Source organism: Psychrobacter sp. NG27, assembly GCF_016106655.1.
Lineage (GTDB): Bacteria > Pseudomonadota > Gammaproteobacteria > Pseudomonadales > Moraxellaceae > Psychrobacter.
The window spans coordinates 245,663-261,424 of the sequence record NZ_JADGIN010000004.1; the positions used below are offsets into that span (position 1 = coordinate 245,663).

Sequence of the window (15,762 nt, forward strand, 5' to 3'; positions counted from 1 at the left end):
TTTCAGGGTATAATAGCCATCCTTTAAATCGACAATAATTATAAAAATATTTGAGTATTCATCTGTTTTATGGTATAAATGTCGGCTTTAAAATTTTCTGAATTGGTCAGCCTGTTATTTGCCTTTAGATAACAGTAATACCAGCTCAACCTTCATATAGTTTTGTTTGGTGCAAAGCTGCCGCTTGCTGTGTCCATGCCGCAAAAACGTGCAATTTGCCCAGACTGGTATGAGAAAAACTCATACCTCATAGATTAGGAGTTCGCCATGTCTCGAGTTTGCCAAGTGACTGGAAAGCGCCCTATGGTGGGTAATAATGTTTCGCATGCAAACAACAAAACCCGTCGTCGCTTTCTACCAAACCTTCACCACCATCGTTTTTGGGTAGAGTCTGAAAACCGCTTTGTACGTCTACGTGTGTCTACCAAAGGTATGCGCACCATTGACAAACTTGGTATCGATAAAGTGCTAGCAGATATGCGCGCACAAGGTCAAAAAGTTTAAGTTAAGAATAGCAGCTGAGTGGTGACTCTCATCATTTTGGCTGCTGTTTTGCTACAGTAGTTGTGGCAACTTGCTCTTTTAGACACATACCTATCGTTTGAAGACCCCTCATTTACAGGAAAGCTATCATGAGAGATAAAATTAAATTAGTATCAACAGCTGGTACTGGCTATTATTACACCACTACCAAAAACAAGCGCACTATGCCTGGCAAAATGGAAATCAAAAAGTTTGATCCAAAAGTACGCCAGCACGTGATCTTTAAAGAAGCTAAAATCAAGTAATTACCATTTTAACCAATGGTTTTATTTGAACAAAAAAAGGGTTTATCAATTGATAAACCCTTTTTTTATGGCTGTCATTATCCAAATATTTATAGCTTGTACTGACGAGCGCCAAAGTATCTAAAAATAGCAGTATTTGAGACTAGCTATAATGCGTTGGCTCTTTATCATAGACATGCGCATGCCACTGGCTCATCTGCTTTTGCATAATAACCTGAATTGCGGCATGAATCATATGCTGACCAATCGCCTGCGTATCGCTACCAAGTAGCTCTTTTAGCTTTTCAGAAAAATCAATGGTCATCAGTGGTGCTTCGTCTTGCTCAGCGTCACGCAGTAGCAACCTACCGTCATCCGCTTCCACCAACTCTAATGTGGTCTCTTTGGCAAATCCTGCAAATTGATCGCTATTCTCGTTGTCTACTTCTATCTCGTTATCGATGTCATATGGCATTAATGTATTCCTTATTGTCCCGTTCATCACGTGCAAACAAACCAGTCATTGCAAAGAAGCTATTCATTATAGAAATTGCATTTGGCAAACCTATCATCTTACAGTAACGCGGGTAAATCTGTCTTACTCATACAATGGACGCTTTGACACGGTAATTCAAGGGCTGTGATATAAGTCTTTGACATAATCGCAGCTTGAATCCGATGTAACTTGCATGAAATTAGTGCCAATAACGTAACTTTCCTAACGTAAATAAGAAAGCCACAAACATCCCAAGGTAATAAACCAGCTTTAGCTCAAGGGTCGGATCCCGATACTTAAAAGGTAATGCTACAGTGGCCGTCGCGGTAGGTAGTATCAACAGCATCAGTAGCCAATTTTCAATGACATTTAGCCAACCTTGCAGGTCCGTGCCATGGCGAAGTGAGGCCAGCCCCATGAGTAAACAAGCGATGATTAAGCTGGTAAACAAGCCATTTGGTAAGTCTTTTGGGTAAATAATGTTGGCAATACTGGCCGGTACAATTCGCATATGAAATTCCAGCCATACTTATCAAGCATGGCTCAATGATTAAAAATTTATATAAAAATAGCTTATAAGAAACACTACAACGCTATATGTATGAAGGAACACTCTATTTGCAGCAAAAGCATTTAACTATAAGTGCCCATCAACCATAGCATCGATATACAAGACGTTAAATAGCCCAAGCTGATGGCATTCCAACTCTCGATATGCAAGCCTTTAACTTTATTGAGTATGCGAGAACCCACCCAAAAAAACAGGGGAATACCTAACATAAAGGCAGGCACGATAACCGCAGCATGCCGCAGTACCATGCCCACATCATCACCCACCATTAGGCGAAAGCCATAACCTGCCAAACTAAGTACAAGTGCAAACACCGCTAGGCCAATGGTGATACCCTTTGGTACCAAACTGCGATGTTTTTCTTCACCGTTGGCTGATGACTGCTGCTCGTGACCTATCACAGGGTCAGACGGCATTGATGATTTGACTGATTTTTGCGTGTCCATATTCTACCTACCTTTACGTAACTTGCTGTTAGGCATCATTATAAGTTATACAGCACATCTTAATACTACTCTTATATAGCTAATACCGTTCATCAACCATACACTGCTCACTCGCTACCATTAGCTAATGATAACTCTGCACGCATGGCATCAATGGCCGCTTTATAATCTGGTTGGTTAAATATCGCAGAACCAGCAACGAACATATCAGCACCCGCTTCAGCAATGGCGCGGATGTTGCTCGCTTTGATACCACCATCCACTTCTAATCTAATGTCGCGGCCACTGGTAATGATGCGCTGACGGACTTGGCGAACTTTATCTAAAGTACCCTCTATGAATGACTGGCCACCGTAGCCTGGGTTGACACTCATGAGTAGAATTTGATCCACTTTATCCATGACGTAGTCTAGATAATGTAACGGCGTCGCTGGGTTCAGTACTAGACCGCATTCTGCACCACCATCTTTGATCAGTTGCAGTGAGCGATCGATATGAGCGCTGGCCTCTGGATGAAAGGTAATGATACTCGCACCCGCTTCCAAAAACTGCTCAATCATACTATCAACAGGTGAGACCATCAAATGTACATCGATTGGCGCGTCAACCCCATAATCACGCAGCGCCTTACAAATCATGCTACCAAACGTCAAATTGGGTACGTAATGGTTGTCCATCACATCAAAATGAATCACATCGGCACCCGACTCTAATACCTTCTCCACTTCTTCGCCCAACCGTGCGAAATCAGCTGAAAGGATTGATGGTGCAATAAGATAAGGCTTAGCAGAACTGATCATAATTGAGCTACCTAATTCATGTTTATATAAAATATTGATAAATTAAAAAGAAAATTTTAACTGGATTACTTACTGAGTACTCGAAAGCTTTCAAGTACTTAATACTCAACCAATCAACGCTGCTTGTACTGAGTCTTACAATAGGCGCGGCCTACCTCAAATGAGCGTTTTGCTTCGTGCTTGGTCGCACGATTGCTGACTCGCTGACGCCATAAGCGAAAAGACGATGGCTTGAGCTCCTGACGCATGAGTTTAATAACACCCGTCTCATCGAGACCGTAGCTATGCTCTATCGCACCAAATGGCGTTCTGTCTTCCCATGCCATCTCTATCACACGCGATATTTGTGTCTCATCAAGCACTCTATCACCCGCGTCGTCGAACGTTTTTGCAATAAACTCGTCTGACTTAGGCTGAGGGATTTGGTCGCTGCTGCTAGCAGAATTATTACGCTGCTTGTCTTTTAGCGCTGCATCCATATCGGCTTGCATAGTCGCTTTTGTAGAACTAGTATCTGCTGACTTATTCTTTGAATTAGAAGCGGTCAAATCTTGATAACTTGCCATAAAAATCACCTTTTGAGCATGAAATGGGATAGCGAAAACACGTATTACGGTTGTCTACTTAGCAATCTAGCTCAGTTGAGCCATGTGCCAATGATGTTCGATATGATCGTTAATCACTGTTTGAATAAAGTAATAGCTGTGATCATGACCCGCCTGATAACGTAATGTTAGGGGCTGATTGGCTTTTGTACAAGCCTCTTGTAGTTTGGATGTCTGCAGCTGACCTTCTGCTAAGAAGTTATCAGCGCCGCCTTGATCCACCAATATACTTGAGTACTGCTGGCCGACTTTCTCAATCATCTTTGAGGCGTCTGCTTGCGCCCATAGTGACTCATCATCACCGAAATACTCGGTATAAGCGGCTTGACCCCATGCCGACTCACTGGCCGCACACACAGGCGATAACGCGGATACGCTAACAAACTTACTAGGGAACTTAAATCCAAGTAATAACGCACCATGACCACCCATCGAGTGCCCTGTGACACCGATGCTGTGGATAGGAAACTCCGAGCGCAATAAGTCATATAGCTCATCAACGATGTAGCTTTGCATATTAAAGTTGTCTGACCAAGGCGCTTGGGTCGCATCGACGTAGTAGCTGGCACCTTGACCAACAAAATAGCGATCGTCGTTTGGCAGATCGTTGTCTTCACTGCTGCGAGGCGAGGTATCAGGTGCGATCAATATCATGCCAAGCTCGCTACATTTTTGCTGGAAATGCGCCTTGTGAGTGACGTTGTCAGCGTTACAGGTCAAACCCGAAAGATACAATATCGCAGGACAGCGTCGCCCAGCCAATGCTTCATCCGGCAGATAAATACTGAATGTCATTGATGTCTTGGTCGATGTCGACTCATGGCTATAATAATGCTGCTCACCGTTAAAGCAGCGATTCACGCTTTTTTGTGTGAGCTGCTTATTGGTGAGCAAGCTATGACTATAAGATGTATGCATGATGTCCTCTTTATCCAAAATAAAATCAGCGGTTATTGTCAGCTTTTACTGATAGTGTTTATTGATAGCTTTGTTACCTAAAGCACTGCTCGTAAGACCTACATACATCCTATGGAGCAACTACCTCTATACTGCTCATTGATACATCAGCCCTATTGCTAGATGACGCATTGGTCGTAGAGATGCTATTACTTGTGATACTGGCAACCGATGGACGGGCTTTGTCAAACAATACTTGCTCAAATGCAGGTAACGCTGTCTCCATTAGACTGCCTACTGCCATTTGCGGCTCTGATGGCTCAAAGCCCATATACAGCTCACGCTCTTGTACTCGATATGATGCATCCTTAAATGCGGCCTCAAAGCTGGTGTTTTCACGTAGGCTTTCGGCAAAAAATGCTTGACCAAAATACGTCATCTCAGCGCTGTTGGTACAGCCAAATGAGGCCTTGTCGGCAGCAGATGCGGTAATCACCACGGTGGTCGGTGATGCCAGATCATCAATGAACGAGCCTGAATAGCAGGCAGAAACAACGATGACACGCCAGCGAATCCCCGAAGCATCAAGTGCTTCACGCAACCATGACGCCTCGATATTGTCCATCGCAAGCGGTGGATTCTCTAGCTGTACGATGTCTTCATTGCCGTGCGAAGACAGTGTCAAAAACAATACGTCTTCATCAGCGTTCATCTGCTGACCAATCTTCTTTAGGCCGCGCAGAATGCTGGTCTTGGTCGCAATCGGCTCATCTAGCCAGCTATAGGTATTGTTAATCAATGACAGTGAATGCCCACTGGTGCCAAAGCGCACATCGAACAGCTCACGTACTTTATTAATCTCAGAACGAAAGACGTTTTGATCAGAAAACCCGGCTACTCCCATGAAGTACCAGTCGGTCTTGCCATCGATACTTGGGTCTATACTGTTCAGTGCTTGCTGCAATAGACGCGGCTGCTCGTATAGTGCAGCTTCCTCTAAGACAGGCTCTACTGGAATTTGCTTAAATATCGGTTGGTCAGCGACATTGCGTTGCCAGATAGTCAATAGCGCCACAGCACCAACCAATATAATAACGCGCTCCCACCATGGTATCCGTAGGCGGCGCGAAAAAATCCATAATAGCGCCAGCGTTTGCCACAAGAACAATACCAAAAACAGTACCGGCAAAAACGAGTAACTCCATTCCGGTAACCATCCATAGCTACCAAAGAACTGCACCAAGCTCTGTAGTAGCGCTGATAATGTATCAGCTACTAGCCACAGCACAACAGGTACAAACACCAATGTTTGATTGCTGGCTCGCCGAGCCAAAATGATACCGCTCAATAAAATAATCATCGGCCAAATCAGATAACTGACCAGACCCTGCTCATTAAACATACTGCCCGTTTCAGCAGCCAACCAAGAAAACAAGACATTGCTACCGAGAGCCAATAGCGCAAATACGGCAAACTGTATAAAAGTAGGTTTGATCCAAGAAAAGGCACGTGTGGAGCCAACCAGCATCCATAAGGTTGCAATAATATTGGCAGCGAAATTTAGCGAAAAGCGCTGAAGTGACACGGTTTTTAACGACGTAAGTGACAAAGACTTAGACCTCTAGCCAGTCGAGAAAAATAAAATAACCCAATGATAACTGTCCTAATATAACCACCGTTTGCAGCAATCGACTTGTAATATTGTGCACGGCTTTATAGACATCTATTTATATTGAATTCACGATGGAATATTTATAGAAGACGACTAGCTACCCTTAATATTTTAGCGCGCTAATCTATCGCGATTGTAACGGATTGTCGGTTAAGAGGATAAGGCTGATTTGTAAAATTCGCTCAAAAATTCGAATAAAAAAAGGAGGTCTTGCGTACAAGACCTCCTCTTACATCAATTACCAAACATTATCTCATCAATAGCTCATTGACGCGTTTTAGGTAAGCGGCTGGATCTTCTAATTGACCGCCGTCTGCCAATAATGCTTGATCAAAGATTACTTGTGCCAAATCATCAAATTGCTCGCTAGTCTCAAGCTTTTTGATGAGCGGATGATCAGGATTCACCTCTAACGTTGGCTTACTCGCTGGTACATCCTGACCCATTTGCTGTAGCATCTGAATCATTTGCGGTGACAACTCACCTTCACCAACGACCAAGCAAGCTGGACTATCTACCAAGCGCGTCGATACTTTGACATCTTTAGCACGCTCGCCAAGTGCAGCTTTTAGCTTATCGACTATCGGCTTTAGCGTTTCTTGTGCTTTCTCTGCTTCCGCTTTTTCTGTTTCATCCTGCAAGTCGCCTAAATCTACAGCGCCTTTTGCGATGTTTTGTAGTGGCGTCTCATCAAATGAAGTTAAGAAGTTCATCGCCCACTCATCAACACGACCAGTCATCAAAATAACTTCGATGCCTTTTTTCTTGAATAGCTCAAGTTGCGGGCTATTTTTTGCTGCTGCTAGATTATCAGCAGTGAGATAATAGATGGCTTTTTGGCCTTCCTTCATACGGGCTTTGTAGTCTTCAAAGCTGGTAACCAGTCCGTCTTGTGTGCTGGTTGCATAGCGTAATAGCTTGGCAATACGCTCTTTGTTGCCCGCATCTTCGCCCACACCTTCTTTGATAACGTCACCAAACTCTGCATAGAACTGAGCAAATTTTTCTTGCTTGTCAGCATCTTCACTGTTGGCAAGACTAGCCAGCAACGTCAAGATACGGCGTGCGTTACCATCACGGATAGATTTTACATCACGTGATTCTTGTAATAGCTCACGGCTGACGTTTAGTGGCAAGTCAGCTGAGTCAATCACCCCTTTCACAAAACGCAGATACATCGGTAGCAACTGCTCCGCTTCGTCCATGATAAAGACGCGCTTCACATACAGCTTTAGACCGTGCTGCTGGTCGCGAGTGTATAAGTCTACTGGTGCTTTTTTAGGGATATATAGCAGCTGCGTGTACTGTACACGTCCCTCAACACGGTTATGCGTCCAAGTCAGCGGCGCATCCATGTCATAGGAGATGTTTTTATAAAAATCGACATACTCATCATCTTCAATCTCAGAGCCTGAGCGTGTCCACAAAGCACTGGCTTTATTGATGGTTTCCCACTCATCAGTCAGCACCATTTCGCCGCCTGTTGGCGCTTGTTCATCAGTGCTGTCGTCTTCGGCTATGTCTTCTGGCCAGATTTCTTTACGCATCTGAATTGGCAGACTGATATGATCTGAGTACTTATTGACCAATTGCTTGATTTTAGCGCGATCTAGATAGCTGTCTTCGCCTTCAGAATACTCTTCTTTTAGATGCAAAGTGATGGCCGTGCCGCGCGTGGCTTTGGTGATAGGCTCAACGGTAAAGCTGCCTGTGCCATCCGATACCCAGCGTACGCCTGTATCCGCAGGTTCACCTGCTTTGCGTGATTCGACACTGATGGTGTCAGCCACGATAAAGCCTGAGTAAAAACCAACCCCAAACTGACCAATTAATTGGCCTTCTTGCTTTTGTGATTCAGACAATTTGTCCAAAAATGCTTTGGTGCCAGACTTAGCAATCGTTCCTAAGTTTTCGATGGCATCCGCTTCATTCATACCAATACCATTATCGGTAAAGGTAATGGTCTTAGCGTCTTCATCGACGGCGATGCGAATTTTTAGCTCACCATCATCTTCATAAAGACTGTCATCATTGGTGCCTTCAAAACGCAATTTATCACAGGCATCGGAGGCGTTAGATACTAGCTCACGGACAAAAATATCAGCATTAGAATATAGCGAATGCGTGACTAAATGCAGTAACTGCGCCACTTCCGCTTCAAACGTATGTTTTTTTAGTTCTGGATTCAGACCTTCAGCTTGAGTTGCTTCACTCATAAAAACTCCTTTAAATTCTATGAAAGACCTATTATCAGATAACGATACATTTGCCAAGACAGCCCTCGTAATATGAGAAAACTTGCCGGATGCAATATCGTTAAACTGTCTATACTAATAGGGGCAGCAAAGAAAATTTCAAGCGTAAAAGGGTTAATCAATAAAAAACACCGCCCTAGTTCGCTAAGGCGGTGTTTTTTGTGAGCCATATACTCACATAATCATTTAAAAAGGCATATAGTCAAGTCTATATAAATCCGCTACATCGTCATCCTCGCTAAGCATACTAATGTATAACTTGCACTCGGTTTCCTTGTATCGAAATTATATTAAACTTTATCCTGAGTAAGCTTCTATCAATAAATCCCAAATGGCCGTCAGCTTACTTGAAAAATGGCTCTCGGTTTTCATAGTAACTTTTGATTTCATAGTATTCTCCAATACATCAGCAAACTTCTAAATCAATCTACTTTATCTTATTGATTACTATTAAACCCCATTACCAATCATTCGCATAATTAATTGATTTAACCATATTGTTTTGTTTTGCAAAACTATATGTTGTGCTCTGATTCGTAGACTGCTTAACACTTATTGGTTAGTACAATTAATGGTTAGCGCGGCATCGGGCGAATGGTGAGGATTTGCTCACTACGTCCAAAAGGCCCATACACATCGTGCAATACGGCACTGGTCAACCCTATGCCATCATCGCCGTATTGCTGTACTGCTTCGAGACCCAGCCAACGACCTTTTGGCGCGCGGTGCATGTGAATCTGCAAGTCCGTATTAGGGAACATCCACTCTAGTTTGGATAATCCTAGACCCAATCTTGGTACGACACCATTAGCAGTATCCACCATGCCCAGTAGATGCACGACGTCACCTGTTGGTACGCCTTCTATCATGTCGACATCATTGGTGATCCATACCATACCGCAGCCAGGGCGACGATCGGGTTCAGCCACCAGACGCACGCTTTTAATAAAACCACCCGGCCAACCTTTCATATCATCCCAAACAGGTAAGTCTTCAGGCTTATGCTGTGCGGTTTGGTCTTCAAGACCTGCAATCTCACTCGTGTCTTGGGTCATCAGACGCCACGCCCTCGCAATGATCGCATCACGGCCACGGCTGCTCATGACTGACTCAATCAGCTCGATGGTTTTGCCCGGACGAATACAGCGCGTGGTAATCGTAAAATCACCAAGCGGTATGAGACCCAAAATATCCAAACTCACTCGTGCAATACGCATATTGGCTTGCGGGGCAAAACCACTTAGCTCAGCAGTCAGCAAACCGGTGGCTGGTGCCATGTGCTGCTCATGCTCATTCCAAGCACCTTGTGCATGAAAGGTTGGCTGGTAGTGCGCCACAATGACGCCCTCTAATGGCTGTTCGCGTTTGATAAACTTGTAATAAGCGGTCATGACTATCCTATACATTTCACGGTTTATTTATTGAGTCAGCTCGTGTTTTCTTAGCATAAGAATGGCGCGAGTTTTTCTGATAAAAAATAATAACACAATCATGACCATGGTCAGTACAGCATACAAAGCCGTTTTGTCTGCCATAAACTTCATGATATTCATAATAAGTACAAATACCACGGCCACCGTCGCAAACATATTGAGCTTTAGCTGTGTATTAACCTCAGCGAGCGTGGCACTTGCCAATACAAATTTACTGTTTTGCTTTTTCATCCTAACCTGCTCATATAAATAGGTGTTATCTGCCCACTTGGGTCACTGGAATTCGCAATGCTTTGGGCAGGCTAAATGTCACGTTTTCCTCAATACCTGACAGCTCACTTGGCAAATCCCCACCCCAGTCTTGCAGCTGTTGCAATACTTCTTGGATAAGTACTTCGGGGGCTGACGCGCCCGCCGTCACTCCAATACTCTGCACACCCTCAAACCAGCTACTGTTCATCTCACCGGCATTGTCAATCAAATAGGCACGGCAGTCCATGCGCTCTGCCAGCTCACGCAAGCGGTTAGAGTTTGATGAGTTTGGCGAGCCAACGACTAGTACGACCTCACAGCGACTGGCCAAGTCTTTGACCGCATCTTGGCGGTTTTGGGTGGCATAGCAAATGTCGTCTTTTCTAGGGCCTTGGATACTAGGGAACTTTTCACGTAGCGCATCGATGACACGAGCGGTGTCATCCATCGATAAAGTCGTTTGGGTCACAAACGCCAAACGCTCAGCATCCTGCACTGTCAATGCTGCCACATCACTCTCATCTTCGACCAGATGAATCTGCCCACCGTGACGACGATTAAAGCGCCCCATGGTGCCTTCTACTTCTGGATGTCCTGCGTGTCCAATCAACACCGCATCCATGCCATCTTGTGCAAACTTAGCCACTTCGATATGAACTTTGGTCACCAAAGGGCACGTAGCATCAAACACGGTCAAATCACGACGCTCAGCCTCATCTTCGACGGCTTTTGAGACGCCATGCGCGGAGAAGATAACAATAGAACCATCAGGTACTTCATGCAGCTCCTCAACAAATACCGCACCGCGATTGGCTAAGTCTGACACCACAAACTTGTTATGTACGACTTCGTGACGGACATAAATAGGTGGCTCAAAACGTATTAATGCTTCGTTAACAATCGCAATCGCGCGGTCTACACCAGCACAAAAACCGCGTGGATTGGCAAGATAAATTTGCATAAGAAGGCCTATCATTGGATAATTTATAGTTAACGCTTATTTTAAAAGCGTCAATTCAAATATTGAGATGAATTCATTCTGCTACTTTAGCATAATTTGCTTTTATTGCCCTTGAAAATAGCGACACGCTCAGCACAATTTTTAATAATTTTGCTACGAGCGCGTGGCCTCATTTCACAGACATTTATTTGAAAGCATCAATAAAAATAAGCTAAATTGTCGTACAAAACCTGCTTCAACGTACATAGCAGTTTATAATGAGGCATCAATTATGATTTCTATCGCCATACATGATGGCATTTTTTCTTTTTTCCAGTTTTAGACAATCAAGACCACCCCTTTTGGTGTTTTATTCGGACATATTTTACTAGCACATATCTTACTAGGACAGACTGTATGACAGGTTCATTATTTATTATCACTGCCGCCTCAGGTACGGGCAAAACCTCACTGGTGAAGCAACTGCTTGCCACCACCAATGACTTAACGGTCAGTGTGTCTCATACCACACGCACTCCGCGCCCTGGTGAGCTCGATGGTCATCATTATCATTTCACCGATGTGGATAGCTTCACTAAAGCCATCGGCGAAAGCAAGTTCCTAGAACATGCAGAAGTATTTGGTAACTATTACGGCACATCAGAGCAAAGTGTGCGTACGCAGTTAGAGGCAGGCGTTGATGTCATTTTAGAGATTGATTGGCAAGGCGCGTTGCAAGTGAAAAAAATCTTTACTGAAGCGACGATGGTTTTTATCTTGCCGCCCAGTCTCGCCACCTTACGTCAGCGCTTATCGACTCGTGCACAAGACAGCTTAGAAGTGATCGAGCAGCGTCTAGCAGGGTCAGTGAATGAGATGTCACAGTATGTGCATGCTGACTTTGTTATTATTAATGACAACTTTGAAGTGGCATTGACTGAGCTTAAGGCGATTATCGTGGCAGATAGACAGACACTCGCACGCCAGCAGCAGCGTTATCGTCGTACGATTAGTAACTTGCTAAATGATCAAGTAGAGGAGTAAACTGGACAATATCTCTTATCTGATAAGTAGATATAAAAAGCAACTACGCGAGTTGGCAAAAAATGCTATAATATTTCGCTATCCCCCTTTATATTTTTGATATTATTTTTATTGAGTGGCGGGCAAAGTCCATCACTAATAAAAACAACCGAGGTAGCTGTTTATGGCACGAGTGACGATTGAAGATTGTTTGGATAATGTTGATAATCGCTTTGAGCTAATTTTGGTCGCAAGCAAGCGCGCGCGTCAATTAGCAAAAGGCATTGCTGAGCCGTTGGTTGATGTTGATAACGACAAGCCTACTGTATTAGCACTACGTGAAATTGCCGCTGGCAAAATCACACGCGATATCCTAAATCAGCCAGAGCATAATTTTGCTACCAGCTCATTAGATTTAGCATTGTCAGGCGATCACAGCTTCTAAAAAGCTGTTTTGATAAGGTAGATTTTGTACAAGCTATAGAGTGAACAATGGCTCTATAAAATGGACACAAGCCTTGATCGACCATAGAGACCACAGCATAAGCTGTGGTTTTTTGGTTGTGTCTGTATTGCATTGGCTATTACGGCAACCAATTACCCTGCAATATAGACCATTGAGTTAGAATTTTTATAGCGCACGCTCGCTTATCAGTTGACATTGACAACAATTTGCGATTAATTAGAGAATAGCCTATTTGTTTTTAGGTTTTGTCTGGTAGGCCAGCAGTCCGTCATCATTTACGTTGATAAATGATTAAGCTAAGTAGGTAGTGGAAACAGGATCATCACTTTATGAGTCAAACCTTACCCAAACTCAGTCATCACCTTGTCGATGATGCTCAATATAATTTGCTACGCTCGGTGGGCTATCTGACTGCTGCTGAACGCCGTGATATTGTTGATGCCTGTGAGTTCGGCGATATTGCGCATATCAAAGACAAGCGTAAGTCAGGGGAACCTTATATCACGCATCCGATTGCAGTTGCTGAGATATTGGCTGGCTTTCGCTTGGATCGAAACACGATTATCGCTGCCATTTTGCATGACACGGTCGAAGACACTGATGTTAGTGACGAGCAGATCGAGCAGCGCTATGGCAAGATTGTTGCAAGACTGGTCGATGGTGTGACCAAATTAAAATCTTCTGCACACAATAAGCAGCAAAACAAAGCTGCGACCTTTCATAAGATTCTGACCGCCACACTGGCTGATCCGCGTGTCTTGATTATCAAACTGGCTGATCGCCTGCATAATATGTCGACGCTTGATGCGGTACGTCCTGAAAAACAGCGTACAACTGCTCAGGAGACTTTGGACTTTTATGTGCCATTTGCCCGTCTTATGGGTTTAAACGATATCGCTGATTATATTGAGGTGCTTTGTTATCGCAACCTTGATTCTGAGATGTATAGCAAGCTATCTGATAAGTTGCTACAGCATGGACTTGGGCGCAACTTTCAAAGAGAGTCTATCCATCGTTATTTGAGCATTGTCCTTAATAATTTGGATCTCAATGGACTGGTCAAGGTCTTAGACAATCAGGTTGTTATCTATCGCCAGTTCTTTCGAAACCGCGGTGAAATAAACACCTTACTACGCCATTATGCGTTTGAGATTGTCCTGGATAATATTGAGTCGTGTGACAAGCTTGCGTATTACCTAATTAAAAAATATCAAATTGCTGATACGCATATCGCGGATAATATCCGCAGGCCACTGCCAGGTGGCAATCAATCACTGACGCTGATTTATGAGCGTGACAATGATGTTGTCAAAGTGACTATCTTGACCAAGCAAATGCAGAGTGCTGCGAGACTGGGTGTCATTGGTGCAGAACATGCCTCTGATGTCAGTCAATCCGTTATCCAAGCATCGCTACGTAATATGAAAGACTTGGTCGATGAAGACAATTTAAATCAGAATAACCCCGATTTTTCGGCAGCGGTTTCTACTATCAATGAGCTGATGGATTATCTGCACTCTAGCAAAATTATTTGTTATAGCCCAAAAGGCCGCGCTTATGAGCTACCACAAGGTGCCACAGCGTTAGACTTCGCTTATGCCGTTGGGCCTATGGTCGGCAATGTCGCCGTCGGTGCCAATATCGATGACAAGCCTGCAAAGCTCGGTACAGTAGTCCAAAATGGCCAAACGATCGAGATTGAGGTCAATAGCCATTCAGAACCAAAAGCGGAATGGTTAGGGTTTGTGGTCACTAATAAAGCGCGGGAAGAGATTTTGCGTTGGTTCAAAGACCTATCTGCTGCTGACAAACAGCATCATGGACGTCAAGCATTGGATCGGGCACTCAAAACCTATCAAAAAAGTCTCGATGTCTTAACAGACAGAGATTGGAAAGACCTGACCGAATGGCGCGGATTGACTGAAAAAGATGCGTTGTTTGAACAGATAAGCTCGGGCACACTCTTGCCGCAACTGGTCGTCACCCGATTATTTAATGATGAAGTCAGTGATCTAAATGCAAAAGTATATAGCGATGACATGACACAGCCGCAGCAGTTGATTGCTAATGCCTCTGGGGTTGAACTTGATTTTGCCAATTGCTGTCATCCAATTTATGGTGATCCGATCGTTGGACATTTATCACGCCATGGTCTGGTCGTCCATCGACACAAATGCTTCTCGCTAGATGACATTCGTAAAGACAACCCTTATCAAGTTATCCAACTCCGCTGGCGTAGCGACAATGCTGTGAAGCAAGGTGATATCAATGAGCTCGATATAAAGAACAGTGGTAAAATTCGCTTTCCAGCTTATCTTAAGCTGTCTATCGCGCTTAGCGACGAGCAAATCAGTGAGGTTATCTATCATTTACGCCAGTTGAATATGGGGGTAGAAACCGTCGATGTGCGCAGCACGGATACCATCCTGCATATCATTGTCCGTAGTCGCAATCATTTGGCGCAAGGTATTCGTGAACTACGTTCATTGTTAGGGTTCCCTAACATCATACGTCTATATCAATTATAATATTGTCTGTCTAGCGAGATTCACTACAAATTACTTACTTCGTCAGACCAAAATATATACTGTCGAGATATTGATATTCTCGACAGTACTGATACCTATCATTGCTATCTTTCAGTAGCAAACCAACCAATAAAATACCAAAAGGAAATCATATGACTCGTCAAACCATCCAAACGGATAAAGCCCCTGCAGCAGTCGGTACTTACTCTCAAGCCGTTAAAGTCGGTAATACTGTTTATATTTCAGGTCAGCTAGGTTTTGATCCTGAGACCATGGAGTTGAGAGAAGGGTTTAAAGCACAGGCTGAGCAAGTGTTTGAAAACATCAAAGCAATCTGTGAAGCCGCTGGTGGCAGCTTAAATGATGTGGTTAAATTCAATGTGTCTTTGACTGACTTAAGTGATTTTGCGGTATTAAACGAAGTATTCGTTGCCAATTTGAGCGAGCCATACCCTGCCCGCGCTGCTGTACAAGTAGCTGCTCTACCTAAAGGCGGTGTGGTCGAAATCGAGTCTATCCTATATATTGAATAAGACCGATAGTCAGTACTATTCTATAAGTCGATCCATCATAAGCTTAGCATCATGCTAAGCTTATTGGTCTCTACCCTT

Annotated in this window: 17 protein-coding genes; 6 read left to right on the forward strand and 11 right to left on the reverse strand. The window is 43.8% G+C overall.

Annotation, left to right across the window (positions count from 1 at the left end):
- Window positions 1-267 precede the first annotated feature (267 nt).
- Complete coding sequence (gene rpmB / locus IP485_RS08715) at window positions 268-504, forward strand: 50S ribosomal protein L28 (RefSeq protein ID WP_194364745.1); 237 nt, start codon at window positions 268-270, stop codon at window positions 502-504.
- A gap of 128 nt (window positions 505-632) precedes the next feature.
- Complete coding sequence (gene rpmG, locus IP485_RS08720; protein WP_010201403.1) at window positions 633-788, forward strand: 50S ribosomal protein L33; 156 nt, start codon at window positions 633-635, stop codon at window positions 786-788.
- A 142-nt stretch (window positions 789-930) separates the two neighbouring features.
- On the opposite strand, the gene IP485_RS08725 is transcribed toward rpmG, so the two are convergent.
- From IP485_RS08725 to ispH, 11 genes are all read right to left on the reverse strand, one after another.
- Complete coding sequence (locus IP485_RS08725; protein WP_197176298.1) at window positions 931-1,242, reverse strand: hypothetical protein; 312 nt, start codon at window positions 1,240-1,242, stop codon at window positions 931-933.
- 220 nt (window positions 1,243-1,462) lie between these two features.
- Window positions 1,463-1,774, reverse strand: coding sequence for a hypothetical protein (locus IP485_RS08730; protein WP_197176300.1), 312 nt, complete (start codon window positions 1,772-1,774; stop codon window positions 1,463-1,465).
- A 122-nt stretch (window positions 1,775-1,896) separates the two neighbouring features.
- Window positions 1,897-2,250, reverse strand: coding sequence for a hypothetical protein (locus IP485_RS08735; protein ID WP_413787026.1), 354 nt, complete (start codon window positions 2,248-2,250; stop codon window positions 1,897-1,899).
- A 137-nt stretch (window positions 2,251-2,387) separates the two neighbouring features.
- Window positions 2,388-3,080 (reverse strand): ribulose-phosphate 3-epimerase, encoded by a 693-nt coding sequence (rpe, locus tag IP485_RS08740; protein WP_198326899.1) that lies wholly within the window; start codon window positions 3,078-3,080, stop codon window positions 2,388-2,390.
- A 113-nt stretch (window positions 3,081-3,193) separates the two neighbouring features.
- The gene (locus IP485_RS13915) at window positions 3,194-3,442 is read right to left on the reverse strand and encodes a TIGR03643 family protein (protein ID WP_320154199.1); all 249 of its coding nucleotides are present in this window, start codon (window positions 3,440-3,442) and stop codon (window positions 3,194-3,196) included.
- A gap of 270 nt (window positions 3,443-3,712) precedes the next feature.
- Window positions 3,713-4,603: an S-formylglutathione hydrolase gene (fghA, locus tag IP485_RS08750; RefSeq protein ID WP_198326900.1), complete on the reverse strand. Its 891-nt coding sequence runs from the start codon at window positions 4,601-4,603 to the stop codon at window positions 3,713-3,715.
- Window positions 4,604-4,712: 109 nt separating this feature from the next.
- Complete coding sequence (locus IP485_RS08755) at window positions 4,713-6,191, reverse strand: C13 family peptidase (RefSeq protein ID WP_198326901.1); 1,479 nt, start codon at window positions 6,189-6,191, stop codon at window positions 4,713-4,715.
- A gap of 311 nt (window positions 6,192-6,502) precedes the next feature.
- The gene (htpG, locus tag IP485_RS08760) at window positions 6,503-8,470 is read right to left on the reverse strand and encodes a molecular chaperone HtpG (RefSeq protein ID WP_198326902.1); all 1,968 of its coding nucleotides are present in this window, start codon (window positions 8,468-8,470) and stop codon (window positions 6,503-6,505) included.
- 614 nt (window positions 8,471-9,084) lie between these two features.
- Window positions 9,085-9,900, reverse strand: coding sequence for a thioesterase family protein (locus IP485_RS08765; RefSeq protein ID WP_198326903.1), 816 nt, complete (start codon window positions 9,898-9,900; stop codon window positions 9,085-9,087).
- 27 nt (window positions 9,901-9,927) lie between these two features.
- The gene (locus IP485_RS08770) at window positions 9,928-10,173 is read right to left on the reverse strand and encodes a hypothetical protein (protein WP_194364732.1); all 246 of its coding nucleotides are present in this window, start codon (window positions 10,171-10,173) and stop codon (window positions 9,928-9,930) included.
- A gap of 25 nt (window positions 10,174-10,198) precedes the next feature.
- Window positions 10,199-11,155, reverse strand: a complete 957-nt coding sequence (gene ispH, locus IP485_RS08775; protein WP_198326904.1) for a 4-hydroxy-3-methylbut-2-enyl diphosphate reductase — start codon at window positions 11,153-11,155, stop codon at window positions 10,199-10,201.
- A 396-nt stretch (window positions 11,156-11,551) separates the two neighbouring features.
- Between ispH and gmk the strand changes: the two genes are divergently transcribed.
- From gmk to IP485_RS08795, 4 genes are all read left to right on the forward strand, one after another.
- Entirely contained in the window at window positions 11,552-12,178 is a 627-nt protein-coding gene (gmk, locus tag IP485_RS08780) for a guanylate kinase (protein WP_198326905.1), read from the forward strand.
- 163 nt (window positions 12,179-12,341) lie between these two features.
- Window positions 12,342-12,602, forward strand: coding sequence for a DNA-directed RNA polymerase subunit omega (gene rpoZ, locus IP485_RS08785; protein WP_057761396.1), 261 nt, complete (start codon window positions 12,342-12,344; stop codon window positions 12,600-12,602).
- Between the two features lie 350 nt (window positions 12,603-12,952).
- Complete coding sequence (locus IP485_RS08790) at window positions 12,953-15,151, forward strand: RelA/SpoT family protein (RefSeq protein WP_198326906.1); 2,199 nt, start codon at window positions 12,953-12,955, stop codon at window positions 15,149-15,151.
- A gap of 152 nt (window positions 15,152-15,303) precedes the next feature.
- Entirely contained in the window at window positions 15,304-15,684 is a 381-nt protein-coding gene (locus IP485_RS08795) for a RidA family protein (protein WP_010201437.1), read from the forward strand.
- The last annotated feature ends 78 nt before the right edge of the window (window positions 15,685-15,762 follow it).